The organism is Mesorhizobium sp. M1C.F.Ca.ET.210.01.1.1 (genome assembly GCF_004791585.1).
Taxonomy (GTDB): Bacteria; Pseudomonadota; Alphaproteobacteria; order Rhizobiales; family Rhizobiaceae; genus Mesorhizobium.
In genome coordinates, this window is record NZ_SRUU01000001.1 from 82,885 (window position 1) to 108,497 (window position 25,613).

Annotated in this window: 20 protein-coding genes and 1 riboswitch; of the genes, 14 read left to right on the forward strand and 6 right to left on the reverse strand. The window is 65.2% G+C overall.

Features of this window, described 5'->3' with window-relative positions; translation table 11 throughout:
- The first annotated feature begins 16 nt into the window (after positions 1-16).
- Positions 17-1,414: a tRNA lysidine(34) synthetase TilS gene (gene tilS, locus EN853_RS00455; RefSeq protein ID WP_127857328.1), complete on the forward strand. Its 1,398-nt coding sequence runs from the start codon at positions 17-19 to the stop codon at positions 1,412-1,414.
- A gap of 107 nt (positions 1,415-1,521) precedes the next feature.
- The gene (ftsH, locus tag EN853_RS00460; protein ID WP_127857329.1) at positions 1,522-3,456 is read left to right on the forward strand and encodes an ATP-dependent zinc metalloprotease FtsH; all 1,935 of its coding nucleotides are present in this window, start codon (positions 1,522-1,524) and stop codon (positions 3,454-3,456) included.
- Positions 3,457-3,826: 370 nt separating this feature from the next.
- Here the strand turns inward: ftsH and EN853_RS00465 are convergent, their stop codons facing one another.
- Positions 3,827-4,684: a hypothetical protein gene (locus tag EN853_RS00465; RefSeq protein WP_127857330.1), complete on the reverse strand. Its 858-nt coding sequence runs from the start codon at positions 4,682-4,684 to the stop codon at positions 3,827-3,829.
- A 369-nt stretch (positions 4,685-5,053) separates the two neighbouring features.
- Here EN853_RS00465 and glmM point away from each other — a divergent pair, with 369 nt between their 5' ends.
- The 5 genes from glmM to serA all read left to right on the forward strand — a co-directional run bounded on the left by glmM (position 5,054) and on the right by serA (position 11,438).
- The gene (gene glmM, locus EN853_RS00470) at positions 5,054-6,406 is read left to right on the forward strand and encodes a phosphoglucosamine mutase (protein ID WP_127857331.1); all 1,353 of its coding nucleotides are present in this window, start codon (positions 5,054-5,056) and stop codon (positions 6,404-6,406) included.
- A gap of 218 nt (positions 6,407-6,624) precedes the next feature.
- The gene (locus EN853_RS00475) at positions 6,625-7,437 is read left to right on the forward strand and encodes an outer membrane protein (protein ID WP_127857332.1); all 813 of its coding nucleotides are present in this window, start codon (positions 6,625-6,627) and stop codon (positions 7,435-7,437) included.
- Between the two features lie 200 nt (positions 7,438-7,637).
- Complete coding sequence (locus EN853_RS00480; protein WP_127857333.1) at positions 7,638-8,402, forward strand: outer membrane protein; 765 nt, start codon at positions 7,638-7,640, stop codon at positions 8,400-8,402.
- Positions 8,403-8,597: 195 nt separating this feature from the next.
- Positions 8,598-9,773 (forward strand): phosphoserine transaminase, encoded by a 1,176-nt coding sequence (locus EN853_RS00485; protein ID WP_127857334.1) that lies wholly within the window; start codon positions 8,598-8,600, stop codon positions 9,771-9,773.
- A gap of 63 nt (positions 9,774-9,836) precedes the next feature.
- The gene (serA, locus tag EN853_RS00490; RefSeq protein WP_127857335.1) at positions 9,837-11,438 is read left to right on the forward strand and encodes a phosphoglycerate dehydrogenase; all 1,602 of its coding nucleotides are present in this window, start codon (positions 9,837-9,839) and stop codon (positions 11,436-11,438) included.
- 104 nt (positions 11,439-11,542) lie between these two features.
- Here the strand turns inward: serA and EN853_RS00495 are convergent, their stop codons facing one another.
- Complete coding sequence (locus EN853_RS00495; protein ID WP_127857336.1) at positions 11,543-12,475, reverse strand: DMT family transporter; 933 nt, start codon at positions 12,473-12,475, stop codon at positions 11,543-11,545.
- A gap of 202 nt (positions 12,476-12,677) precedes the next feature.
- On the opposite strand from EN853_RS00495, the gene EN853_RS00500 reads away from it, so the two are divergent.
- Positions 12,678-13,976, forward strand: a complete 1,299-nt coding sequence (locus EN853_RS00500; RefSeq protein WP_127857337.1) for an adenylosuccinate synthase — start codon at positions 12,678-12,680, stop codon at positions 13,974-13,976.
- A 72-nt stretch (positions 13,977-14,048) separates the two neighbouring features.
- Positions 14,049-15,818 (forward strand): hypothetical protein, encoded by a 1,770-nt coding sequence (locus EN853_RS00505; RefSeq protein ID WP_127857338.1) that lies wholly within the window; start codon positions 14,049-14,051, stop codon positions 15,816-15,818.
- A gap of 15 nt (positions 15,819-15,833) precedes the next feature.
- Here the strand turns inward: EN853_RS00505 and EN853_RS00510 are convergent, their stop codons facing one another.
- Positions 15,834-16,133, reverse strand: a complete 300-nt coding sequence (locus EN853_RS00510) for a CcdB family protein (RefSeq protein WP_127857339.1) — start codon at positions 16,131-16,133, stop codon at positions 15,834-15,836.
- Positions 16,133-16,375, reverse strand: a complete 243-nt coding sequence (locus EN853_RS00515) for a type II toxin-antitoxin system CcdA family antitoxin (RefSeq protein WP_127857340.1) — start codon at positions 16,373-16,375, stop codon at positions 16,133-16,135. Before EN853_RS00515 ends, EN853_RS00510 begins: the two co-directional genes overlap by 1 nt.
- Before the next feature lie 147 nt (positions 16,376-16,522).
- Between EN853_RS00515 and EN853_RS00520 the strand changes: the two genes are divergently transcribed.
- A complete protein-coding gene (locus tag EN853_RS00520) occupies positions 16,523-17,461 on the forward strand; it encodes a homocysteine S-methyltransferase family protein (RefSeq protein ID WP_127857341.1) in 939 nt (312 codons plus the stop codon).
- A 21-nt stretch (positions 17,462-17,482) separates the two neighbouring features.
- On the opposite strand, the gene EN853_RS00525 is transcribed toward EN853_RS00520, so the two are convergent.
- Positions 17,483-19,303, reverse strand: coding sequence for an ABC-F family ATP-binding cassette domain-containing protein (locus EN853_RS00525; protein WP_127857342.1), 1,821 nt, complete (start codon positions 19,301-19,303; stop codon positions 17,483-17,485).
- A 1-nt stretch (position 19,304) separates the two neighbouring features.
- Positions 19,305-19,949 carry a thiamine diphosphokinase gene (locus EN853_RS00530; protein ID WP_127857343.1) on the reverse strand — a complete coding sequence of 215 codons (645 nt, stop codon included), beginning with the start codon at positions 19,947-19,949 and terminating at the stop codon, positions 19,305-19,307.
- A gap of 134 nt (positions 19,950-20,083) precedes the next feature.
- Positions 20,084-20,197: riboswitch (TPP riboswitch) on the forward strand.
- Positions 20,198-20,238: 41 nt separating this feature from the next.
- On the opposite strand from EN853_RS00530, the gene thiB reads away from it, so the two are divergent.
- From thiB to EN853_RS00555, 4 genes are all read left to right on the forward strand, one after another.
- Positions 20,239-21,249, forward strand: coding sequence for a thiamine ABC transporter substrate binding subunit (thiB, locus tag EN853_RS00535; protein WP_127857344.1), 1,011 nt, complete (start codon positions 20,239-20,241; stop codon positions 21,247-21,249).
- A 330-nt stretch (positions 21,250-21,579) separates the two neighbouring features.
- Positions 21,580-23,202 carry a thiamine/thiamine pyrophosphate ABC transporter permease gene (gene thiP / locus EN853_RS00545; protein WP_127857345.1) on the forward strand — a complete coding sequence of 541 codons (1,623 nt, stop codon included), beginning with the start codon at positions 21,580-21,582 and terminating at the stop codon, positions 23,200-23,202.
- Entirely contained in the window at positions 23,199-23,975 is a 777-nt protein-coding gene (thiQ, locus tag EN853_RS00550) for a thiamine ABC transporter ATP-binding protein (protein ID WP_127857346.1), read from the forward strand. The genes thiP and thiQ overlap by 4 nt, the downstream gene beginning before the upstream one ends.
- Positions 23,976-24,190: 215 nt before the next feature.
- Complete coding sequence (locus EN853_RS00555; protein WP_245516784.1) at positions 24,191-25,597, forward strand: M48 family metalloprotease; 1,407 nt, start codon at positions 24,191-24,193, stop codon at positions 25,595-25,597.
- Positions 25,598-25,613 lie beyond the last annotated feature (16 nt).

Consider the following 25,613-nt stretch of genomic DNA (forward strand, 5'->3'; position numbering starts at 1 on the left):
TGGACGACATGCACTGATGCTCGACACCGAGCCTGATCTTTCGGACCGTCTTTTTTCAGACTACGACTTTTCCAACGGCGCCGTAGCAGCCGTGTCCGGCGGCAGTGACTCGACCGCCCTTCTCTTCCTCCTCAAACACTACCTCGACCGAATCCTGCCGGCGGCACGGCTGCTTGCAGTGACGATCGACCATGATCTCAGACCAGGATCGGCGGCTGAAGCGCAAGCCGTGGCCCGGCTCTGCGCCGAGAACGGCATCGCGCATCGCACGCTCGTCTGGTCCGGCCCCAAGCCGTCGACCGGCGTGCCCGCCGCCGCGCGCGAGGCGCGCTACCGACTGCTGGCCGAGGCGGCCGAAGCGCAGGGCATCCGCCTGGTCCTGACCGGCCACACCGCCGACGACCAGGCGGAGACGGTGCTGATGCGGCAAGCCCGCAATGAAGAGGCACGCGTCGAAGGGGCTAGCGACGAGGGGGCGCGCGGCTTGGCCGGCATGGCGCCCGCCACGCTCCACGACTGGCGCACATGGATCGGCCGACCGCTGCTCGGCACGCGGCGCGCGGCATTGCGCGACATGCTGAAGCGCCGCGGCATCGGCTGGATCGAGGATCCGACCAATGTCGACCAGCGTTTCGAGCGCCCGCGCCTGCGCATCACGCTAGCGGGCGGCGACGGCGAGGCGCGCTTCGCGCAGGCGATCGCCAAGGCTGGGCAGGCGGCCGCCGAACGCGAGGAGCTCGGCCGCCGCGCGGCCGCGCTGATCGGAACCTTCGCCAGCCGGCCGGCTTCAGGGCTCATCCGCCTCGATCGCGATTTCGCCACTGGCGAAGACCACGAAACGGCCGTCTATGCGCTGCGCATCCTGCTCGCCACGATCGGCGGCGTCCCGTTCCTCGTCGACGAGGCGCGCTGCCGGGCGCTGTACCGGCGCCTGCGCTCCGGGATGCTTTGCGCCACATTGTCGCGGACCGTGGTCGATGCGCGCCGGACCGGCATCTTCCTTTATCGCGAGGCGCGCAATCTGCCCGCCGTTCCTGCAGAGAACCAGGCCCTTTGGGACGGTCGGCGCAAGATCACATTGAGCGACAGATCGGGCGGGTTGGTGATCGCGCCGGCGGGGTTCGCCGCGGCCAAACGATTTGCCCAGGAAAGTGACGTCCCGGCAAGCGTGCTGCGCAGGGCGCTGGCCGCCGAACCTGCGCTGTGGCGCGGCGGCGAACGCCTTGATTTTGCTGATGGCGGCACCGCGCCGCCGCCGATGGCGACTGTGGCGGTGGTGTCGCCTTTCGCCCGCTTCCTGCCGTCCTTCGATCTCGAGCCAGCGGCGGCCGTCGCCGCGCTGATCGGCGCGCCGCCGCTGCCGCCATTGCCTTTTCGCGGCCATGATCGCGACGGAGCATGGGCGAAAGCTTAACCGAGGAGTGCTGTTATGCTTGGCAAGGACAGGCGCTCTCCCTATGTTAGGCACCAAAGCTTCCATCACCATCGTGGGTCCGCACGCGGACGCCAACAGGACAATAGATGAATCCGAATTATCGCAACCTCGCGCTCTGGGCGATCATAGCGGTCCTGCTCATCGCCCTGTTCAACCTTTTCCAGACGCCGCAGACGCGCGGTGCCTCCAGCGAGATTGCCTATTCGCAGTTCCTGCAGGATGTCGCGTCCGGCCGGGTCAAAAGCGTGACCATCGCCGGTGCCCGCATCTCGGGCAACTACACGGACAACGCCAATGGCTTCCAGACCTATTCACCCGGCGATCCGTCGCTGGTCTCCAGGCTGCAGGACAAGAACGTCACCATCAACGCGCGGCCTGAAACCGACGGCTCCAACTCGCTGTTCGGCTACCTGATCTCGTGGCTGCCGATGATCCTGATCCTCGGCGTCTGGATATTCTTCATGCGCCAGATGCAGTCCGGCTCCGGAAGAGCGATGGGCTTCGGCAAGTCGAAGGCCAAGCTGCTGACCGAGGCGCATGGCCGCGTCACCTTCCAGGATGTGGCCGGCGTCGACGAGGCCAAGGAGGATCTCGAGGAGATCGTCGAGTTCCTGCGCGATCCGCAGAAGTTCCAGCGGCTCGGCGGCAAGATCCCGCGCGGCGTGCTTCTGGTCGGCCCTCCCGGAACCGGCAAGACGCTGCTCGCCCGCTCGGTCGCCGGCGAAGCCAACGTGCCCTTCTTCACCATCTCCGGCTCGGACTTCGTCGAGATGTTCGTCGGCGTCGGCGCATCCCGTGTGCGCGACATGTTCGACCAGGCCAAGAAGAACGCGCCCTGCATCATCTTCATCGACGAAATCGACGCGGTCGGCCGCCATCGCGGCGCCGGCCTCGGCGGCGGCAATGACGAGCGCGAGCAGACGCTGAACCAGCTGCTGGTCGAGATGGACGGCTTCGAGTCCAATGAGAGCATCATCCTGATCGCCGCCACCAACCGGCCCGACGTGCTCGACCCGGCGCTGCTCAGGCCCGGTCGCTTCGACCGCCAGGTCGTGGTGCCGAATCCCGACATCGTCGGCCGCGAGAAGATCCTCAAGGTGCATGTGCGCAACGTGCCGCTGGCGCCCAATGTCGATCTCAAGGTGATTGCGCGCGGCACGCCCGGTTTCTCCGGCGCCGACCTCATGAACCTCGTCAACGAATCCGCGCTGATGGCGGCGCGCCGCAACAAGCGGCTCGTCACCATGGCCGAGTTCGAGGACGCCAAGGACAAGATCATGATGGGCGCCGAGCGCCGCTCGTCGGCGATGACGCAGGCCGAGAAGGAGCTGACCGCCTATCACGAGGCCGGCCATGCCATCCTGGCGCTCAACGTGCCGACGGCCGACCCGCTGCACAAGGCGACCATCATTCCGCGCGGCCGCGCGCTCGGCATGGTCATGCAGCTGCCGGAAGGCGACCGCTATTCGATGAGCTACAAATACATGATCTCGAGGCTCGCGATCATGATGGGCGGCCGCGTCGCCGAGGAGTTCAAGTTCGGCAAGGAGAACATCACCTCCGGCGCCTCCTCCGACATCGAGCAGGCGACCAAGCTGGCGCGCGCCATGGTCACGCGCTGGGGCTTCTCCGACAAGCTCGGCCATGTCGCCTATGGCGACAACCAGGAAGAGGTCTTCCTCGGGCATTCGGTGGCGCGCCAGCAGAATATCTCGGAAGAGACGGCGCAGATCATCGACGCCGAGGTGCGCCGGCTGATCGACGACGCCTACTCCACCGCTAAGACTGTGCTGACCAAGAAGAAGAAGGACTGGATCGCGCTGGCCGAAGGGTTGCTCGAATACGAGACGCTGACCGGCGAAGAGATCAAGCAGCTGATCGCCGGCCACAAGCCCGCCCGCGACCTCGGCGACGACACGCCGCCCAGCCGCGGCTCGGCCGTGCCGAAGGCCGGCACCGGCGGCCGCCGCAAGAAGGGCCCCGAGCCCGAAGGCGGCATGGAGCCGCAGCCGCAGGGGTAGGTCTTACGCCTGATTTGATTAGAAAACGCCGCGGATCAAACCGCGGCGTTTTCCTTTTGGGGCGGGAGCGACCTAGCGCTTTATGGCGTTCGCGATTGGCGAAAGCCGGCGTGACGTCCAAATTCCCCCATCGTGTCGGTCTTGGTTCCTCACACTGAAGGCGAGAGAGGGCGCTTTGCAGGCGGGGTTCTCGCGCTCCCCTACTTCCGTGAGGCGAAGCAACCGTCGCCTTTGCAAGCGTGGAGCTCCTTCGCGCCCCCTCTGTCCTGCCGGACATCTCCCCCACAAAGGGGGAGATTGGCAGCTGAGGCCAAACAAAAAGCCCGCGCATCTTGCAATGCGCGGGCTCTTTTTTGACTGGCCTAGGAGATCAGCTCTTCAGCTTGGCATTGCAGAGGCTGTAGAAGCCGCCGCCCTTCTGGATCCACTTCAGGCCGTTCAGCGTGTTGGCGTCCTTGTTGGCATAGTACTGCTCGAGGCAGGTATGCATGCGGCCCTTGGCCGGGGTCTCGGTGGCGAACTTTGGCGAGATGGCGGTCGGGAAGGTCACGCCCTTCGGCGCGGCTGCGGTCGGCTTCGCCGGTTCCTTGGTGAATGTCGCCTCGGTCGGAGCCGGCGCGGTGTCGTCGTCGGCAGCGCCGGCGCCGCATTCGGCCTTGCGGAAGTCGTTCCACTTCATGCCGTTGAGCTTGTTGGCGGTCTTGGCTGCCTGATACTTGGTGCTGCATTCAGCCATGCTCAGGCCCTTGCCGCCTTCAGTCGCCGTCGTCGTGGTCGCGGTCTTGGTCGCCTTGGCAGGCTTCGTGTCGGTCGCTGCCGCGGTGGCGCCGGCCGCGCATTCGGTCTTGCGGAAGTCGTTCCACTTCATGCCGTTCAGGGTGCCGGCGGCCTTCGCGGCCTGGTACTTGGCGCTGCACTCCTTGGCGGTCAGGCCCTTGGCCGAGCTGTCGGCGGTTGCCGCGGCGGTCATCTCCTTGGCCTTCTTGGCCGGCTTGGTTTCGGCTGCCTTGGTGTCCGTCGCCGCCTTGGTGTCGGTCGCGGCGGAGGCATCGCTGCCGCACTGCGCCTTGCGGAACTGGTTCCAGGTCTGGCCAGCGAGCGTCCCGGCGTCCTTGGCCGCGTTGTACTTGGTGCTGCACTCGGCCATGGTCAGCGCGTTGGCCGGCGCCGCCAGGAACAAGGTTGCGACGGCGATGCCCGTCAACGTTGCAAGTCTATGAATAAGCATGGCGTTTTCTCCCTTGCTGCCGCCAAGTGGTGTCCCTATACCGAATCAATAGCTCTCAACTTCAGACTGCGCCAGATGGTTCCAGCGCGGATATCGTCACAAAGTGTGTTCCTCCCGATAAGGTGATGAATTGCTTGCGAACCGGTCGCGCAAAACAAAGTCTGACGGGCGGCTCTGCGCAGAAAAGCTCGCCTCGGTTGGTATATTGCCGCTACAGAGAGAGGTCGTGATAGGCTGTCGAATCACTTGAACCGCCCGCGACAATGATTTTCTAAGGAATGGTAATATATAATCACGAAATGTGATGATCGGGTGCGGCCCAATTGTGGCATTACGTGCGGTTGAAAACCGACGGGGACTTTGGCAGGCATGGCAGGGCAGTATTTCGGCACCGACGGTATCCGCGGACGCGCCAACAGGTTTCCGATGACGGCCGAGGTCGCCATGCGGGTCGGGATGGCCGCCGGGCTTTCGTTCCAGCGCGGCAATCATCGCCACCGCGTCGTGCTCGGCAAGGACACGCGGCTTTCCGGCTACATGATCGAGAATGCGATGGTGTCGGGCCTGTGCGCGGCCGGCATGGACGTGTTCCTTCTCGGACCCATTCCGACACCGGCGGTCGCCATGCTGGTGCGCTCGCTGCGCGCCGATATCGGCGTGATGATCTCGGCCTCGCACAACCCGTACTACGACAACGGCATCAAGCTGTTCGGCCCCGACGGCTACAAGCTCTCCGACGAGATCGAGGAGCGCATCGAGGGTATGCTCGACAAGGACATCGAGCTGGCGCTTGCCGATTCCGACGGGCTGGGCCGCGCCAAGCGCGTCGACGGCGTGCATGACCGCTACATCGAATTCGCCAAGCGCACGCTGCCGCGCTCGATGTCGCTGTCCGGGCTTCGGATCGTTGTCGATTGCGCGAACGGCGCCTCCTACAAGGTGGCGCCCGAGGCGCTGTGGGAGCTCGGCGCCGAAGTGGTCGCCATCAATGTCGAGCCGAACGGCTTCAACATCAACAAGGAGTGCGGTTCGACCCATCCGGCCGGCCTGCAGAAGAAGGTGCACGAGGTGCGCGCCGACATCGGCATCGCGCTCGACGGCGACGCCGACCGCGTGGTCATCGTCGACGAGAACGGCGCCATCGTCGACGGCGACCAGATCATGGCGCTGATCGCGGAGTCCTGGCACCAGAACGGGCGGCTTGCGGGCGGCGGCGTCGTCTCCACGGTGATGTCCAATCTCGGCCTCGAGCGTTTCCTCGGCGACATGAAGCTGCAACTGCACCGCACCAAGGTCGGCGATCGCTACGTCGTCGAGCACATGCGCGCGCACGGCCTCAACGTCGGCGGCGAGCAGTCCGGCCATATCGTGCTCTCCGATTTCTCGACCACCGGCGACGGCCTGGTTTCGGCGCTGCAGGTACTGGCCTGCATCAAGCGGCAGAACCGGCCGGTCAGCGAGCTGTCGAAGAAGTTCGAGCCGGTGCCGCAGCTTCTGAAGAATGTCCGTATCTCCGGCGGCAAGCCGCTGGAGGAGGCGCCGGTCAAGGCGGCGATCGAGGAGGCGCGCAATCGGCTCGGCAAGTCCGGCCGCCTGGTCATCCGCCCCTCCGGCACCGAACCGCTGATCCGCGTCATGGCCGAAGGCGACGATCCGCAACTGGTCGAGACCGTCGTCAACGATATCGTCGGCATCATCTCGGAAACCCGCAGCGCCGCCTGACGAAGGCCGGAGCCAAAGCCCGTCGCGCTTGTGGAAGCCCGCCGCCCGGCGGGCTTTTTCGTGCGCCCTTGCCAGCCTGACAACGGCATACCCTCTAAAATTGCAGAGATTCGTGGTTAATCGGTAGGGTTAAACGGCTTTTAACCTTTGCAATTCATTATCCATGCCGAGGTTCAACTTCGGGCGGTGTCGTCCCGAGGCTTCTTAGGGGTGACAGCATGTTCAATACAGCAAAAATGGCATTGTTTGCCGCGCTGTTCGCGGGCTTGGCAGGACCGGCTTTCGCAGCGGATATCGCGGAACCGCCACCGGTTGAGGAAGCTCCGCCGCCGGTCGTCGAGGCGCAGCCGGTCGATGTCGGCGGCTGGTATATCCGCGGCGACATCGACTATCACTGGTCGAATTTGGGCAGCATCGACTACATCACCTACGGCCCGCCGCCCGGCACCAACGATTTCGATTTCGGCGATCTGAAGGGCGGGTTCTCGCTCGGCGGCGGCGTCGGCTACAAGATCAATGATTACTTCCGCACCGATCTGACTGCCGACTACTGGTTCAAGTCAGACTTCAACGGCCAGACCTCGGATCTCGTCACAACGTCGACCGAGGTCTCGAGGATGAGCGCCTTGCTGCTGCTGGCCAATGCTTATGTGGATATCGGCACGTGGCACGGGATCACGCCTTATATCGGCGCCGGTATCGGCGGCGCGCGCATCAAGTGGGACACTGTCCGCGATCCGAACACCACCGAGACCAACCCCGGGTCGACCAACTGGCGCTTTGCCTACGCACTCATGGCCGGCGCTTCCTACTGCCTCACAGACAAGGTCATCCTCGATGCAGGCTACCGCTTCAGCCACATCCAGGGCGGCCGCATGTTCGAGTTTGATACGACCAGCTCGGGTCCGGGCTTCGACCACGGTATCAGCACGCACGAGGTGCGCGGCGGTCTGCGCTATCAGTTTGGCGGCAATAATGGCTGCGCAGCGCCTGTGGTTGCCTATCAACCGGAGCCGATCTACACCAAGTAGTCTCTTCCGCGTCCTGAAATTTGCGAGCCGCCCGGCGCCCGCCGGGCGGTTTCGTTTTTGCGCGGTTGGTAAAATTGCATCGAAATCAATCCGGTAACCGCCTGTTATCCTTAACCGGCACTTAACCACTATGGTTAACAATGGCTCCTTGAAACGGCGCTCGCGTTCGCGGCGGGCGCCAATTTCAGGAGCCGGGGACCATGACACTCAAATCGCGTATCGCGTCAGCGCTTGCCATAGCCGTCCTTCTGCCGCTGACCCCGGCGCTCGCCGCCGACTACGATCCGCCGATCTATGTCGACCAGGCGCCCGACTATCAGCCGGTCGAGGTGGGCTCGGGCTGGTATCTGCGCGGCGACGTCTCCTATCTGCCGCAAAAGAGCTTCCGGGACCAGGATTTCACCTTCACGCCCGCGAGCCAAAGCGAGAGCGAGGACGCGTATTTCGCGAGCATCGGTTTCGGATATCATTTCAACGATTATCTCCGCGCCGATCTCAACCTTGGCTATCTGCCCGGCAACAAGTTCAGCTTCAGCTACGATGACACGGGGACCGCGGCACAGCCGACCGTGGCATCGGCAAGCCTCAAGAACAATGCGATCTCGGGCATGCTCAACGGCTACGTCGATCTCGGCACCTATGTCGGCTTCACGCCTTATGTCGGCGCAGGCGTCGGCATCGTCCGCAGCAAATACGAGCTCTCGGCGAATTACTTCACCGCCAACGGCGACGACACCGACGATTTTGTCGAGCGGAGCTCCAAGGCGAAGTATTCGCTCGCCTACACTTTGAACGCGGGTGTTGCCTACCAAGTCTCGAAGAATGTACTGATCGACCTGGGCTATCAGTATTTTTCAGCCCCCGACGCGGAATATGTCACCGCCGCCAGCCTGAATTCATTCCCTGTCCGCAAGGGCATCAGCAACCACCAGGTCAAGCTCGGCTTGCGCTACGATCTCTGGTAAGCGACGCGGGCCGGGAAATGTCGACGGCGGATCCAGTGGTCCGCCGTTTTTCATTTCGGAACGGCACCAGGTCAGGAGCGAATATCCTGCCCGCGACAAAAACTTTGCTCTTGACGCCGGAAGGCTGAAAGCATATCGCCGTCCGTGGGCCACCCCTCCCCAACGAGGGGCCACTATCTGGAAGGATAGACCACGATGACGACGCTTACCAAGCCCGGACTCCGTCCGGCAAATCCCAATTTCTCCTCAGGTCCCTGCGCAAAACGACCCGGCTGGTCTGCCGAGGCGCTGAAAGCTGCCGCGCTCGGACGCTCCCATCGCGCCAAGATCGGCAAGGGCAAGCTCGAGCAGGCGATCGAGCTGACGCGCGAGATCCTCGATGTTCCCGCCGACTATCGCATCGGCATCGTGCCGGCCTCCGACACCGGCGCGGTCGAAATGGCGCTGTGGTCGCTGCTCGGCGAGCGCGGCGTCGACATGGTCGCCTGGGAAAGTTTCGGTGCCGGCTGGGTGACCGATGTCGTCAAGCAGCTCAAGCTCGCCGATGTGCGCAAGTTCGAAGCCGGCTATGGCGAGCTGCCCGATCTCACCCAGATCGACTTCGACCGCGATGTGGTCTTCACCTGGAACGGCACGACCTCCGGCGTGCGCGTGCCGAACGGCGATTTCATTCCGGCCGAGCGCCGCGGCCTGACCATCTGCGACGCCACCTCGGCTGCCTTCGCGCAAAGGCTCGACTTCCAGAAGCTCGATGTCGTGACCTTCTCCTGGCAGAAGGTGCTGGGCGGCGAGGGCGCGCATGGCATGCTCATCCTGTCGCCGCGAGCGGTTGAGCGGCTGGAGACCTACAAGCCCGCCTGGCCGCTGCCGAAGATCTTCCGCCTGACCTCGGGCGGCAAGCTGATCGAGGGCATCTTCAAGGGCGAGACCATCAACACGCCGTCGATGCTGTGCGTCGAGGACTATCTCGATGCGCTTCACTGGGCGAAGTCGATCGGCGGCCTGGAAGCGCTCTTTGCCCGCGCCGATGCCAATGCCGCAGTGCTCGGCCGGTTCGCGGACAAGTCGCCGTGGCTTGGCCATCTGGCCGTCGATCCGGCGACGCGTTCGAACACTTCGGTCTGCCTGTCCTTCACTGATCCGGATGCCGCGGCGCTCGATGCCGACGCTCAGGCGGCCTTCGCCAAGGGCATCGTGTCTTCGCTCGACAAGGAAGGTGTCGCCTACGACATCGGCTCCTATCGCGATGCGCCGCCTGGCCTGCGTATCTGGTGCGGCGCCACCGTCGAGACCTCCGATCTCGAAGCACTGCTGCCCTGGCTGGACTGGGCTTTCGCCGCGCAGAAGGCATCGCTCAAGGCCGCGGCCTGAGCTCCATGGCGGCCCGCGGGCCGCCATTTCCCGACAGATCCAATTCCCTTCAAGGAGTCCGCCATGGCGCCCCGCGTTCTCGTCTCGGATAAACTTTCAACCACCGCCGTGCAGATCTTCAAGGACCGCGGCATCGAGGTCGACTACTTGCCCGATCTCGGCAAGGACAAGGAAAAGCTGCTCGAAGTGATCGACCAGTATGACGGCCTCGCCATCCGTTCGGCGACCAAGGTCACCGAAAAGCTGATCAATGCCGCAACCAGGCTCAAGGTCGTCGGCCGCGCCGGCATCGGCGTCGACAACGTCGATATCCCGGCGGCAAGCCGCAGGGGCATCATCGTGATGAACACGCCCTTCGGCAATTCGATCACCACGGCGGAGCATGCCGTGGCGATGATCTTCGCGCTGGCGCGCCAGATCCCGGAGGCCAACGCCTCGACGCATGCCGGCAAGTGGGAAAAGAACCGCTTCATGGGCATCGAGATCACCGGCAAGACGCTGGGCGTGGTCGGCTGCGGCAATATCGGCTCGATCGTTGCCACGCGCGGCGTCGGCCTGAAGATGCACGTCGTGGCTTTCGATCCGTTCCTGTCGGATAGCCGCGCCGAGGAGCTCGGCGTCGAGAAGGTCGAGCTCGACCAGCTCTTCGCCCGCGCCGACTTCATCACCTTGCACACGCCGCTGACCGACAAGACGCGCAACATCATCGATGCGGCCGCCATCGCCAAGATGAAGGACGGCGTGCGCATCATCAATTGCGCCCGCGGCGGGCTGGTCGTCGAGGCCGACCTGGTCGCGGCGCTGAAAAGCGGCAAGGTGGCTGGCGCCGGCGTCGACGTTTTCGAGGTCGAGCCGGCGGAGAACAACCCGCTGTTCGGCTTGGAGAATGTCGTGGCGACCCCGCATCTTGGTGCCTCGACCACCGAGGCGCAGGAGAATGTCGCGCTGCAGGTCGCCGAGCAGATGGCCGACTACCTGATCAAGGGCGCCGTTTCCAATGCCATCAACATGCCGTCGATAACGGCGGAAGAAGCGCCGCGGCTGAAGCCCTTCGTCAAGCTCGCCGAAGTGCTCGGCGCCTTTGTCGGCCAGGTCACCGAGGATCCGATCAAGGAGGTCGAGATCCTGTTCGATGGCTCGACCGCGACGATGAACACCCGCGCGCTGGTCAGCGCCACGCTCGCAGGCCTGATCCGGCCGCAGGTCTCGGACGTCAACATGGTGTCGGCGCCGATCATGGTGAAGGAGCGCGGCATCATCGTCGCCGAGGTCAAGCGCGACAAGTCGGGTGTCTTCGACGGCTACATCAAACTGACCGTCACGACCGAGCATATGACGCGCTCGATCGCCGGCACCTGCTTCTCCGATCACAAGCCGCGCTTCATCCAGATCAAGGGCATCAACCTCGACGCCGAGGTCGGCCAGCACATGCTCTACACCACCAATGCCGACGCGCCGGGCATCATCGGCCTGCTCGGCACTGTCTGCGGCGAGAACGGCGTCAACATCGCCAACTTCCAGCTCGGCCGCAACCGGCCGGGCGGCGATGCCATCGCGCTGCTCTATCTCGACGCGCCGTTTCCGGAAAAGGTGCTCGACCAGCTGCGGGCGCACAAGTCGATCGACTCGGCCAAGCCGCTGCGGTTCGACGTCGGCGCCGATTGACAAGTCATCAAAAAGGCCTCGCGAGTTGCGGCGTGCGAAGCCTTTCCTCCTTAAGTCAATACCTCACCGGCAGGGAAGCCGGGTGTGACCTTGCATCGCCACCGTCAATCGTTGCCTGACACATTCAGCAGAGGATGTTGCGGCGCCTGCAGGGTTGCCCTTCTGCCGCTGTACTCGGCGAGCGCAATGCCGCCGAACACGAGCACAAGTGCCAGGCCCTGATAGAGCTCAAACCTCTCGCCGACGATCAGCACCGAAAGCAGCGTGCCGAAGATCGGCACCAGGTTGATGAACAGCCCGGCGCGGTTGGCGCCGATCAGCTCATTGGCCCTGATGTAGAACATCTGCGAGACGACGGAGGCGCCGAGCGCGGTGTAGAACGCGACCGCCCATCCGCGCGCGTCTGGAGCGATGGCGCGGCCCGCCGCCACTTCCCAGATGAAGAAAGGCACGGAGGTCACAAGGGCGGCGAACGACAAAGCCAGCATCAGGCCCTGCCAGCGGATGGCCGGCTTCAGGCGCAGCCCCACGGAATAGAGGCTGTAGCAGAGAACCGCGACCAGCATGATCGCGTCGCCGAAATTGAGATCGAGCTTCAGCAATTGGCCGAGATCGCCATGGCTCGCGGTGAGGGCAACGCCGAGGATGGTCAGCGCCACGCCGATGACCTGCAGGCGCCGCACATGCAGCCGGAACAGCATGAAATTGGCAAGAATGATGACAACCGGTATGGCCGCCTGCTCGATCGAGACATTGATGGCGGTGGTGTAGTTCAGCGCCGTGTAGAAGATGACGTTGAAGATCGTGAAACCGCCGGCGCCGAGGCCCGCGAGCAGGAGCCAATGTCGCCGCATCCTCGGCCAATCCTCGCACAGCGTCCGCCAGCCGATCGGCAGCATGATCGCCACCGCCAGCACCCAGCGCAGGAAAACCAGCGTCATCGGCGAAACGTGGCCGACGGCAAGCTTGCCGGCCACGGAATTGCCGCCCCACAGCAGCATGGTGGAGAGAAGGAGAAGATATGCGGCTCGATGCATCTCGGCTCCGGCGCGGAGGCGCGTTCGGGTATCCAGGCCCGGCCTATTGCGCCGGCCGCCGCAAGTAAATGATGCGAAAGCCGGAATTTGTTGTGCCTCAGGCCGGTTTCGGCGGCAAAGAAAGGGTCGCGTCGGCCGGCGCATGACGCTATAGAGGCCTGTCGTTTCAAGCCGCCAGGGCGGCATCTCAAGGGAAAAGAACATGGCCAATGTGGTGGTCGTCGGCTCGCAATGGGGCGACGAAGGCAAGGGCAAGATCGTCGACTGGCTGTCGGAACGTGCCGACGTGGTCGTGCGCTTCCAGGGCGGCCACAATGCAGGTCATACGCTGGTCGTCGACGGCAAGGTCTACAAGCTGTCGCTCCTGCCGTCAGGCGTGGTCAGGCAGGGTAAGCTGTCGATTATCGGCAACGGCGTGGTCTTCGACCCGCATGCCTTCGTCGCGGAGGTGGCGAAGCTCAAGGAACAGGGCGTGGACGTGACGCCGGAACGCCTGAAAATAGCCGAAAACACCGCGCTTATCCTGTCGCTGCACCGGGAACTGGACGGATTCCGCGAAGACGCCGCCTCGAATTCCGGAACCAAGATTGGCACGACCCGCCGCGGCATCGGCCCCGCCTACGAGGACAAGGTGGGCCGTCGCGCCGTCCGGGTGATGGATTTGGCGGATTTGGAAACGCTCCCCCTGAAGGTCGACAGGCTGCTGACGCACCACAATGCGCTGCGCCGCGGGCTCGGCCATGCGGAAGCGACGCATGAGGCGATCATGCAGGAGCTGACCTCGGTGGCCGGAGAGATCCTGCCTTACATGGACCGGGTCTGGAAAGTGCTCGACGACAAAAGGCGCGCCGGCGAGCGCATCCTGTTCGAGGGCGCGCAAGGCACGCTGCTCGATATCGACCACGGCACCTATCCCTTCGTCACCTCGTCCAACACGGTGGCCGGACAGGCGGCCGCCGGCTCCGGCACCGGTCCCGGCGCCATCGGCTATGTGCTCGGCATCACCAAGGCCTATACGACGCGCGTCGGCGAAGGCCCGTTCCCGACCGAGCAGAAGAACGAGATCGGCGAGTTCCTCGGCACGCGCGGCCACGAATTCGGCGTCGTCACCGGCCGCAAGCGCCGCTGCGGCTGGTTCGACGCGGTGCTGGTGCGCCAGGCGGTGGCCGTCAACGGCATCAAGGGCATCGCGCTCACCAAACTCGACGTGCTTGACGGGCTGGACGAGATCAAGGTCTGCACCGGCTATCGGCTCGATGGCGAGCTGATCGACTATCTGCCGGCCAGCCAGGGCGCGCAGGCGCGCGTCGAGCCGGTTTATGAGACGCTCGAAGGCTGGAAGGGGACGACGGCCGGCGCCAGGAGCTGGAACGCTCTGCCGGCGCAAGCCGTCAAATATGTCCGCTACATCGAGGAACTGATCGGCGCCCCGGTCGCGTTGCTTTCCACCAGCCCCGAGCGGGACGACACGATACTTGTGACCGATCCGTTTCAAGACTAGTTTCACAGCCCTTCCTGGCGTTACGGCTGATTTGCGGCGACGCCGGGGAAAGAATTGCAGGTCGACGGACGCATGGCAGATTTCGTTGGTGTTCTGAAAAAGCAGCTTGAGAAGTACGGCGAGCCCTCGTCCGAGCTGCGCAAGCGGATCTACGAGAATGCGCGTACGGCACTGGCGAAGAAGCTCGCGAACTATTCCCCGCCGCTGTCCGCCGATGTCATCGGCAAGCAGAAGCGCTCGCTCGAAGACGCCATTTCCAGCGTCGAGCGGGAGTATGCCATGCCCGCTCCGGCGCCCAAGCCGGCTCCAGCAGAAGATCCGCTGGCGGAGCTGGAGCATATCTTCTCGTCGATCGACCGCAACAAGAACCAGCCGAGCCACGTCCGGCAGCCGCCGGTGGCAAAACCCGAGCCGGCCAAGCCAGAGCCTTTCAAGCCTGTGCCGGCACCGGTGAAGGCGGAACCGAGCTGGCAAAGCCCACCAAAGACTGAGCCAAGCTGGCAAGGGGCAACACAGTCGGAGCCCGGCGGCTGGCACAAGGTGCCCGCGACACCGCCGCCGATGCCCTCGCCGCGCGAAGACGATGTCGGCCTGCCCGGCATGAACGCCGCCGCGCCGGACGACGGCAGCGACGTGTTCGCGAATGACGAGCAGCCGGCCGACACTTTCCAGCGGCTGCAGGCGCCGCAGCGCAAACGCAGCTATGGCGGTTTGATCGCGGCCGTTGTCGCGTTGCTGGTGCTGGCCGGAGGCGGTTACGGCATCTGGCTGAACAAGAATGCCTTCAGTTCGATGCTTGGCCTTGGCGGCGGCAGCAAGACGGTCTCGACCGAGCCCCTGGTCAAGCCCGCCCCGGCTAAGCCGGCCACCGAGACGGCGGCCGCGCCGCCCGCTGCCGGCACCAACGAGCCGGCCGAAGCACCCAAGTTCACGCAGCGCCTGACCCCTGAAGGCAAGGAGGTCGATCCCGGCCCGGCCGGCGGGCAGAGCACCATCGGCGAGGGCGAATCGGTCGCCGCGCTGACCACGCCGCCGCCGGCTGCGCCTGCGACGACGACCCCACCCGTCGCCGGCACACCACCGGCCGAGGCTTCGCCGACGCCGGGCGCGACACCACCTGCCGCGGGAACGCCGGCGGCGCCAGCCGCCGCCGCCGCCAATCCGCCTGCGCCGGCCGCCGGGACCGCACCTTCCGCCGCCGGGGCCACGCCGCCTGCCGCTGGCACGACACCACCCGCGTCTGGAACCACGCCCGCGCCCGCGCCCGCGACGGCGGAAGCGACCGTGCCGGTCGGCCAGAAGGCGATCTTCTATGAGGAGCGCACCAGCACGCAGCAAGGCACCGCCGAGCCCGGCAGCATCGTCTGGTCGCTGGTGCAGGAATCGCCTGGCGGCGACCTGCCGCCGGAGCCGGCGATCCGCGCCGAGGCGACGATACCCGGCAAGGATATCCAGCTCAGGATGACGATCCGCCGCAACACCGACCAGACCCTGCCGGCCAGCCACATCATCGAGATGATCTTCCTGACGCCGGAAGGGTTTGACGGCGGCGGCGTCGACAACATCCTGCGCATCGCCATGAAGAGCTCCGAACAGGATGCCGGCAGCCCGCTGATCGGCATTCCGGCCAAGATCGCCGACGGCTTCTTCCTCGTCGCGCTCAACGACACCAAGGCAGACGAGGACGCCAACCTGACGCTGCTTCGGGGCCAGGCCTGGATCGACGTGCCGGTGGTCTACAAGACCGGACGCCGCGCCCTGCTCACCATGGAAAAGGGCATTCCCGGCGAGAAGGTCTTTGACGAGGCGCTTAAGGCCTGGGCGGCGAAGACGTCGGGGTGAGGAAGGCGTCGCCGCCTAAAAGCCTTGGAACAGCATATCAAGGGCGGCGGCGATGTCGTCGTGATGTCTGGCGAGATTCCCTTCTGCCGCCCGCAGTTCGGAAGCCGTCAAAGCCGACATGAATTGAGTGACCATCACATGGTCCTCGCCATCAATCCTGAAGATTGGATTCAGCCTGCGAGCCGGCAAGGGTGCCATGTTGGGCGGCAGAAGCGGAACGACGACCTTGGTGTCGAGGTGTTCCAGCAGGTCGGACTGGACGTCGAGGAGATAACCGCCGCTTCCCGCATATCGGTAGAAGTCATATCGGGCCATCAAAATAGCCGGTATTTGGCTAAAGGCAGACCGTTGCGCTTAACGTAGTCGTTGGAGCTTTCGAGCGCTTGCTTGTTCTCCTCCTGCCAGCGGCGCGTCTTTTCGGCAGAAATTGCCTTGGCGATTCCCTGCTCGGCAGCACGGGACATATTGATGCCCAACGCCTTAGCCTCTTCGATCAATCTGGAATCGATCGAGGTGTTGACGGATTTGCGCTTTGACTTTCCAGTCGATTGGAGCATGGCCTACCTCTTTATGCGCATAGAGTAAGCGCATATCTTTGTGCGGACAAGCTTGTCATCCCTCCGCGGCCCACTACCCAAACGACATGGTGAACTCGCCGTCAGGTGCTATAATGGCCAATATGGCAGGTCTAACCGGGCACGGCGATGACCGGTGCGAAGATCGATCTTCGTGAGCTCAGCGACGCCGTTCTCCTGACGGATGGCGGCCTCGAAACCTCACTTGTGTTCCTGGACGGCATCAATCTGCCTTCCTTCGCCGCCTTTCCGCTGCTTGGCGAGGAGGAGGGTCGGGAGAGGCTCGACCGCTACTTCCGCCAGTATCTCGACATCGCCGACAAATACGGCGTCGGCTTCGTGCTCGATACGCCGACCTGGCGCGCCAATCCGGACTGGGGCGAAATTCTCGGCTTCTCCAAGAGGGCGCTGGCGAGTATAGATATGCAGGCGGTGTCATGGGCACGGGCGCTGGCCGCGCCCTATGCGGCGCGCGGCATGACCGTGCTGGTGAATGGGGTGGTCGGGCCGCGTGGCGATGGTTACCGCGTCGAAACGGTGATGACGCCCGCAGAGGCCGAGAGCTATCACCGCGATCAGGTCAAGGCGTTCGGCGATGCTGGCGCCGATATGGTCAGCGCCATCACCATGACCTATTCTCAGGAGGCTGCGGGAATAGCTCGCGCCTCCGCAGGAGCGGGGCTCCAGTCGGTGATTTCCTTCACGGTCGAAACGGATGGGCGCCTGCCTTCGGGCGAAAGCCTGAAAGATGCCATCGAAACCGTTGACGACGAAACCGACAGTGCGCCGGCCTATTTCATGATCAACTGCGCGCACCCCAGCCATTTCGATGCGGTTCTTGCCGGTGGCGGAAGCTGGATCAGGCGTGTTCGTGGCGTGCGGGCCAATGCGTCCGCCAAAAGCCATGCCGAGCTGGATGCGGCGACCGAACTCGATCCGGGCGATCCCGTCGATCTCGGCCGGCGCTATCGCGCCATGCGAGACCGCTTCGGCCACATCGCTGTGCTCGGCGGTTGCTGCGGCACGGACAGGCGCCATATCGCTGCGATCTGCGAGGCCTGTTTGTGAGGGGCACGACGCCGTCGCAGCCTAGCCCTCCATCTCCTCGCGCAGCATTTCCAGTTCCAGCCATTCCTCCTCAAGCGCGGCCAGCGTCGTGCGCTCCTTGTCGAGCGCTGCGATGGTCTTCTGGAAGGAAACCGGGTCGCGCTCGTAAAAGGACGGGTCGGCGATGTTGTTCTCCAGCCGAGAGATCGAGGCCGTCACCGCCTCGATCTTCTTCGGCAGGGATTCCAGCGCGAATTTCTGCTTGAACGAGAGTTTCTTTGCCGGACCCTTTGAGGCGGCCTGCTCAGCCTTCGGCGCAGCGCCCGCATCAGCTGTCTCGACCTTCCGCCTTGCCTTGCGCTCCTCAAGCCTCGAGCCGCCGCGCTGCGCCAGCATGTCGGAATAGCCGCCGGCATATTCGATCCAACGCCCGCCGCCGTCTGGCGCGATCACGCTGGTGACGGTGCGGTCGAGGAAATCGCGGTCGTGGCTGACGAGGATCACCGTCCCGGCGAAACCGGCGACCAGCTCCTGCAGAAGCTCCAGCGTCTCCATGTCGAGGTCGTTGGTCGGCTCATCGAGCACCAGAAGGTTCGCCGGCCGCGCCAGCACGCGGGCCAGCAGCAGCCGCGCCCGCTCGCCGCCCGAAAGCTCGCGCACGGGCGTGCGCGCCTGCTCCGCCTTGAACAGAAAATCCTTCATATAGGAGACGACGTGGCGCTGCTCGCCATTGACCAGAAGGTTCTCGCCGCGACCGTCGGTGAGATAATGCGCCAGCGTCTCCTGCGGGTCGATGGCCTCGCGCTTCTGGTCGAGAGTCGCGATCTCCAGGTTGACACCAAGCCGCACGGCGCCCGCGTCCGGCGCAAGCTCGCCGGTCAGCATTTTCAAGAGCGTCGTCTTGCCGGCGCCGTTCGGACCGACAAGCCCGACCCGATCGCCGCGCTGGATGCGGGTCGAAAAGCCCTTGACCACGGTGAGGTCGCCAAAACTCTTCTCGATGCTCTTGGCCTCGATCACCAGCTTGCCGGATTCGGCGGCGTCGCTCGCCACCATGGTGGCGGTGCCCTCGGCGCCGCGATGGCTGCGGAAGCGCTGGCGCATGGCCTGCAGTTCGCCGAGGCGGCGCATGTTGCGCTTGCGCCTGGCCGTCACGCCATAGCGCAGCCAGTGCTCCTCGCGCACGATCTGGCGGCCGAGCTTGTGCTGCTCGCGCTCTTCCTCTTCCAGCACCTGGTCGCGCCATTCCTCGAAATGCGCGAAACCCTTGTCCAGCCGCCGCGTCTGGCCGCGATCGAGCCAGACCGTGGCGCGCGAGACGCGCTCGAGAAAGCGGCGATCGTGCGAGATCAGGATGACGGCGGACGAGGTGCGGGAAAGCTCCTCTTCCAGCCATTCGATGACCGACAGGTCGAGATGGTTGGTCGGCTCGTCGAGCAGCAGGATGTCGGGTTCCGGCGCCATCGCGCGGGCAAGGGCGGCGCGGCGCGCCTCGCCGCCGGAAAGGTCGTTCGGCCGCTCCCCGCCGGTAAGCCCGAGATGTTCCATCAGATAGGTGGCGCGATGCGGGTCGTCGGCTGGCCCAAGGCCAGCCTCGACATAGGCGCGCACGCTGGCGAAGCCATCCATGTCCGGCATCTGCGGCAGGTAGCGAACCGTCGCCGATGGCTGGCGAAACACTTCGCCATCCTGCGGCTCGATCAGTCCGGCGGCGATCTTGAGCAGCGTCGACTTGCCAGAGCCGTTGCGGCCGACCAGCGCGATCTTCTCGCCGGCGGAAGCGCTGAGCGCGGCGCCGTCGAGCAGCGGCGTGCCGCCGAAGGTCAGTTTAATGCCGTCGAGATTGAGGAGTGGCGGGGCCATGTCAGCTTTCGGGAAGAGGATAGGGGTGGGCCAGAAGCAGGGCCTTGCCGCGCTCAAGCGCGATCCCGAGCCGGCCCTTGACCTCGTTTGATATGGTGAGCGAGGAGCCGAACGCCACCTCGACACGATCGAGCGGCCATTTAGCGCCGGTGACCGTCAGGCCGGCGAGTTCGGACAAGCCGAGCACCGAGAACAGAGTGCCGTCGGCGTAGTCGAACTTGGCCCGGCCGGGCAGGATGGGCACGCCTTCCTGGGCGCCGCTGGTCAGCAGCACCGTCGTGCCCGCCTCGGCCAGCCTTAGGCTGAGTGCCTGATGCAGGAAGGCATGGTCGGCGCGCTTGCCGCCGAAGGCACCCGCCAGCACCAGGCTGGTGGCGCCGCGCGCGAGCGCTTCGGCGATGGCGAGTTCCCCATCGGTCATGTCCTTCTCGGCCGGAAAAATCTTGCGCGGCACGGCGGCGAGATCATCCGGCAGGTTTGCCGGCACCGAGTCGAAGTCGCCGACCCAGAGCTCCGGGACGAGGCCAAGCATGCGGGCATGGCCGATGCCGGCATCGGCGGCGATGACGCGCGAGCCTTCGATCTGGCGATCGAGGCGAGGCGTGCGGACGAGGTCGCCGCCAAGCAGGATGGTGAATGTGCCCATGGGCGTCGCCCTTACCAGCCCCGCCCGCGAAACGGAAGCCGGCGGCTGCCGCACATCACGTCCGAGGCACGCGAAACATCAGATGCCCAGCAAACTTCCGCTTGCACGGCACTTTGGCCGGGCCTATGTCTCGAAACGCTCTAACGGGGTGCCGGACGCTGACTTCGCGAACCGGCTGAGAGGCGAAAAGCCAACCCGCTGAACCTGATCCGGTTTGTACCGGCGGAGGGATTAGACGTTTCGGACCATCCGACGCCTCAATTCCTTAACACGAACGAAGGAGGCGCCGATGCGCTCACTATTGTCCCAGCTTATCGTCGCAACGGGCGTTGTTTCGCTACTGGCAGGCGTTGGACCCGCCGAAGCGAAGGAAAAGCTCACCGTCTACACCTATGAAAGCTTCACCGCCGACTGGGGTCCCGGCCCGGCGGTGAAGAAGGAATTCGAGGCCGAGTGCGGCTGCGATCTCGAATTCGTCTCGGTCGCCGACGGCGTGGCGCTGCTCAACCGCGTCAAGCCCGAGGGCGCCGGCACCAAGGCCGACATCGTGCTTGGGCTCGACACCAACCTGACGGCGGATGCCAAGGCAAGCGGGCTGTTCGCGCCACATGGCGACGTGTCCGGCATCGATGTGCCCGGCGGCTGGAAGGACGACACTTTCGTGCCCTTCGATTACGGCTATTTCGCCGTCGTCTACGACACCGAGAAGCTGAAAACGCCGCCGAAAAGCCTGAAGGAGCTGGTCGAGGGCGCTGGCACCGACAAGATCGTCATCCAGGATCCGCGCACCTCTACGCCGGGCCTCGGCCTGTTGCTCTGGGTGAAGTCGGTCTATGGCGACAAGGCGCCGGAAGCCTGGGCCAAGCTCAAATCCAGGGTGCTCACCGTGACGCCGGGCTGGAGCGAGGCCTATGGTCTGTTCACCAAGGGTGAAGCGCCGATGGTGCTCTCCTACACCACCTCGCCGGCCTACCACATGGTGGCCGAGAACACCGAGCGCTATCAGGCAGCCTCATTCGACGAGGGCGAGTATCTGCAGATCGAGGTCGCCGGCATCACCACCACTGGCGCGAAGAACCCGCTGGCGCAAAAGTTCATCGCCTTTATGACCGGGCCGAAATTCCAGGACGTCATCCCCGAGACCAACTGGATGTTCCCGGCCGGCAAGACCGAAAAGCCGCTCAACCCGGCCTTCGACAGACTGGTGAAGCCGACCAAGACCTTGCTGTTCAGCCCGGAAGAGGTCGCGGCCAACCGCAAGGCCTGGGTGGACGAGTGGCTGGCGGTGATGAGCAAGTAGGTCTGGCTAGTTCTTGAAAGATGAATGCTCTACGGCGCCCCCCTCCGTCCTGCCGGGCCCGGCCCTTCGCTGCCGCTCCGGGCGTTCGTCATTCGGAAAGCCAAGCAATTGGCTTCCCGTCCGCTGCGCGGACCACTCCTCACCCCCCACGAGGGGGAAGATTGGCTGTCGTCGGCGATTTCGCCAATCGCCAGCGTTGCAGGACTGGGCGAGGCGTCAAAGCTGCCGATCTCCCCCCTCGTGGGGGAGATGTCCGGCAGGACAGAGGGGGGCGCGAAGGAGCGCGACGTTCCCTAATCTTCAGCCTATCGCTAACCGAGAAGGTGCAGCGTGCAGCCCGCGCCGCGCTCTGACCCCCGCGTAACCGCCGGCATCGTCGCGCTGGCGGCAATAGCCTTGCTCATCGGCGGCGCGTTCGCCGGGCTCATCCTCGAAGGCGCGCACGACCCGTCCGGCGCTATCGCTGCCTTCGACGGCTACCTCTTGCGCGTCGCCCGCTTCACGCTCTGGCAGGCGTTGCTGTCGACGCTGTTGTCGGTCGCGCCGGCACTGCTGGTGGCGCGCGCCTTGTCCAGGCATCCGGGCTTTCCCGGGCGTCGCCTGATCCTGCAGCTCTTCGCCGTGCCGCTGGCGCTGCCGGCCATCGTCGCCGCCCTCGGCGTGTTGGCGCTTTACGGCCACGCCGGCTATTTTGCCGGCGTCCTCGGCGGCCTCGGCGGCGGGGAATGGCCCGGCATTTACGGCCTGTCCGGCATCCTGGTCGCACATGTTTTCTTCAACCTGCCTTTGGCCACGCGCCTGTTCCTGGAGGCGCTCGGCACCGTGCCGGCCGACCAGTGGCGGCTGGCGAGCCAGCTCGGCATGAGTGCCGCGCCCGCGTTCCGGCTGATCGAATGGCCGGCGCTGCGCGCGGCATTGCCTGGCGTCGCTGGGCTGGTCTTCATGCTCTGCATCACCTCCTTCACCATCGTGCTGACGCTTGGCGGAGGACCGGCGGCGGCGACGCTGGAGGTTGCCATCTATCAGGCGCTGCGCTTCGATTTCGATCCCGCGCGGGCGGTGGCACTGACGCTGCTGCAGATCGTCCTCACCCTTGTCGTGATCGCTGCGCTGGCACGGCTTGGCGCCAACACCGTTGGCGATGCCAATCTGCAGGTGGCGCCGCGCCGCCATCTTTCGGCGGGCAAGGTCGAAACCGTGCTGAACGCCGGCCTGATCGCGCTTGCCTTGCTGTTCGTCGCCGGGCCGATGGCGGCCACCGTGCTGGCCGGGCTGCAAGCCGATCTTGGCCGGCTGGCCGGCGAGGGGGCCGTGCGCCAGGCGACGCTCACCAGCACCGGGCTCTCCTTCCTTTCGGCGCTGCTTTCGGTGACGCTGTCGCTCTCGCTCATCGCGGCCCGGCGCGCGCTGGCCTTGCGGCGCCGCGCGGGCAGCGCCATGTCGCTGCTCGAACATGCCGCCGACACCGGCGCCGGTTTCGTGCTGGTCGTGCCGCCGATCGTGGTCGGCGCAGGGTGGTTCCTGGCTTTGCGCGGCGTCACGGATGTGTTCGCCATCGCCCCCGTCATGGTCGTCGCCGTCAATGCGGTTATGGCGATGCCGTTCGCCATCCGCGCCGTCCGCCCGGCTTACGATGCAGCAAGCGAGCGTCATGAGCGGCTTTGCCTGGCGCTCGGCATCTCCGGCTGGAACCGGCTGCGCCTGGTCGACTGGCCGTCGCTCCGGCGGCCTTTGGCCACCGGCTTTGCCTTCGCCATGGCGCTGTCGCTCGGCGATCTCGGCGTGATCGCGCTGTTCGGCAGCGACTCGGTGCAGACCTTGCCCTATCTTCTGCTCGCGCGCATGGGCAGCTACCGCACCGCCGACGCCGCGGGGCTGGCCTTGCTGCTGGGCCTCGTCTGCCTGATGCTGGTGGCCGCCGCTGATTGGCTGGGGCGGGAAGCAAAGGCATGACAGCGATCACGGCACGGAAGGCGCTGGCTGTCACGCTGGACGACGTTTCGTTCAGCTATGGCGAGGCGTCGTTCCGCTTCGACGCCGAATTCGCTGCCGGCAGGATCACCGCCATCATGGGGCCGAGCGGGTCGGGCAAGTCGACGCTGCTCAATCTGATCGCCGGCTTCGAAGCCCCCAGTGCGGGCAAGGTGCTGATCGGAGGGATCGATGTCGGCAAGGTGCCGCCTTCAGCGCGGCCGGTGTCGATGGTGTTCCAGGAGAACAATCTGTTTGCCCATCTGTCGGTGGAGGGCAATGTCGGGCTCGGCCGCTCGCCATCGCTCAAGCTCACCTCCGCCGACCGCCAGGCGGTCGCGGAAGCGCTGGCGTGCGTCGGCCTCTCCGGCAAGGCAAGCCGCCTGCCGCGCGAGCTTTCCGGCGGCGAACGGCAGCGCGTCGCGCTGGCGCGTGTGCTGCTGCGCGACCGGCCGGTGCTGCTGCTCGACGAACCCTTCGCCTCACTCGGTCCGGCGCTGCGCGACGACATGCTCGATCTGGTCGCCGGCATCCATGCCGAGCGGCGGATGACGGTGCTTTTCGTCACCCACCAGCCGGAGGACGCGCGCCGCATCGGCGAGGAGATCGCGTTCGTGGACGAGGGCAGGGTCGCGGCAACCGGCCCGGCCGCCGACTTCTTCGACCGCTCTGGACCGGACGCCTTCCGGCGCTATATCGGCGATCGAGGCGACAGCGTTGCCGGATCACAACATATTGCCCGGAAGCGGACATAATTTACGCCCAAACCGTCAACGTGCGATGCGGCGTTTGCTTGCCTTGTCCGGGGGAGTGTGGCTAGGTCCGGCCACGCTGGTCCGGGTGGGCCGTGATTTGCCGAGAATTTGGAAAGGAAGCCGATCTGTCGACCGGCATCGGTAGAGTCTGGACGAAGCCGCTGGCGCGATTTTTCGCGTTGGCCAGCTTCGTCGTGGCGCTGGCGAGCTGCCAAATGTTTACGCCGCCGGACGTGCAGGAATCCGGCTTCCAACCGTCCGACAAGCCGATCACCGTCGACAATGTCGTCGCCAACGCCAAGCTCGCCGAGATGGCGAAGGCGCAGCATCCGCGGATTCTTGCCACCTATGGCGGCGAATATTCCGATCCGAAGCTCGAGCGCATGGTGGCCAAGGTCGTCGGCAATCTGACGGTGGTGTCGGCCAACCCGACCCAGACCTATCGCATCACCATTCTCAATTCGCCCAACGTCAACGCCTTCGCGCTGCCTGGCGGCTATCTCTATGTCACGCGCGGACTGCTGGCGCTGGCCAATGATTCCTCCGAACTTGCTGCCGTCATTGCGCATGAGATGGGCCACGTCACCGCGAATCACGGCCTGCAACGGCAGCAGCTCGAGGCCGAAGAGGGCCTGGCGACCAAGGTCGTCTCCGACGTGCTCGGCGACAGCCCGACCGCCAAGGCGGCGCTCATCCGCGGCAAGCTGAAGCTGGCGCAGTTCTCGCGCAACCAGGAACTGCAGGCCGACGCCATCGGCATCAAGTCGATCGGCGAGGCGGGCTACGACCCTTACGCGGCTGGCCGCTTCCTGCAGTCGATGTCGGCCTATACCGATTTCCGTTCGGTGAGCGGCGCCACCGATGCCAGCCTCGACTTCCTGGCCACGCACCCCAACACGCCGCAGCGCATTGATCTGGCGCAGCGGCTGGCCCGCAACTTCGGGCCGCCGGGCGTCGGCACGCGCGATCGCGACGCCTTCCTCGCCGGCATAGACGGCCTGCTCTACGGCGATACGCCGGAAGAGGGCTATGTGCGCGGCCAGACCTTCATGCATCCAGGCCTCGGCGTGTCGTTCTCGGTGCCGGACGGCTTCGTCATCGACAACTCGGCGGCGGCTGTGACAGCGACCGGACCTGGCGACATCGCCATCCGCTTCGACGGCGTGGCGATCAATAAGTCGGTGTCGCTGACCGATTACATCCGCAGCGGCTGGGTCGCCGGGCTGGACGATGCAAGCGTGCGCCAGGAAACGGTCAACGGCAACGAGGCGGCGATGGCGCATGCCAGCGCGCAAGGTTGGCAATTCGATATCGCGGTGATCCGCTCCGGCGGGCAGGTCTACCGGCTGCTCACCGCCGCCCCTTCGGCCAGCACAGCGCTGGAGCCGGTCGCGCGCTCGGTCAGCGGCTCCTTCCGCACGTTGAGCGCGGCCGAGAAGGCGGCACTCAAGCCGCTGCACATCAGGGTGGTTACAGTGCAGCCCGGCCAGAACATGGGCACGCTCGCGGCCCAGATGGTCGGGGTCGACCGCAAGCTCGATCTCTTCCGCGTGCTGAACGCGATGTCGCCGGGCGCGACGGTGTCGACCGGCGACAAGGTCAAGATCGTCACCGACAAATAGGAGGGGGTCCGCGCTC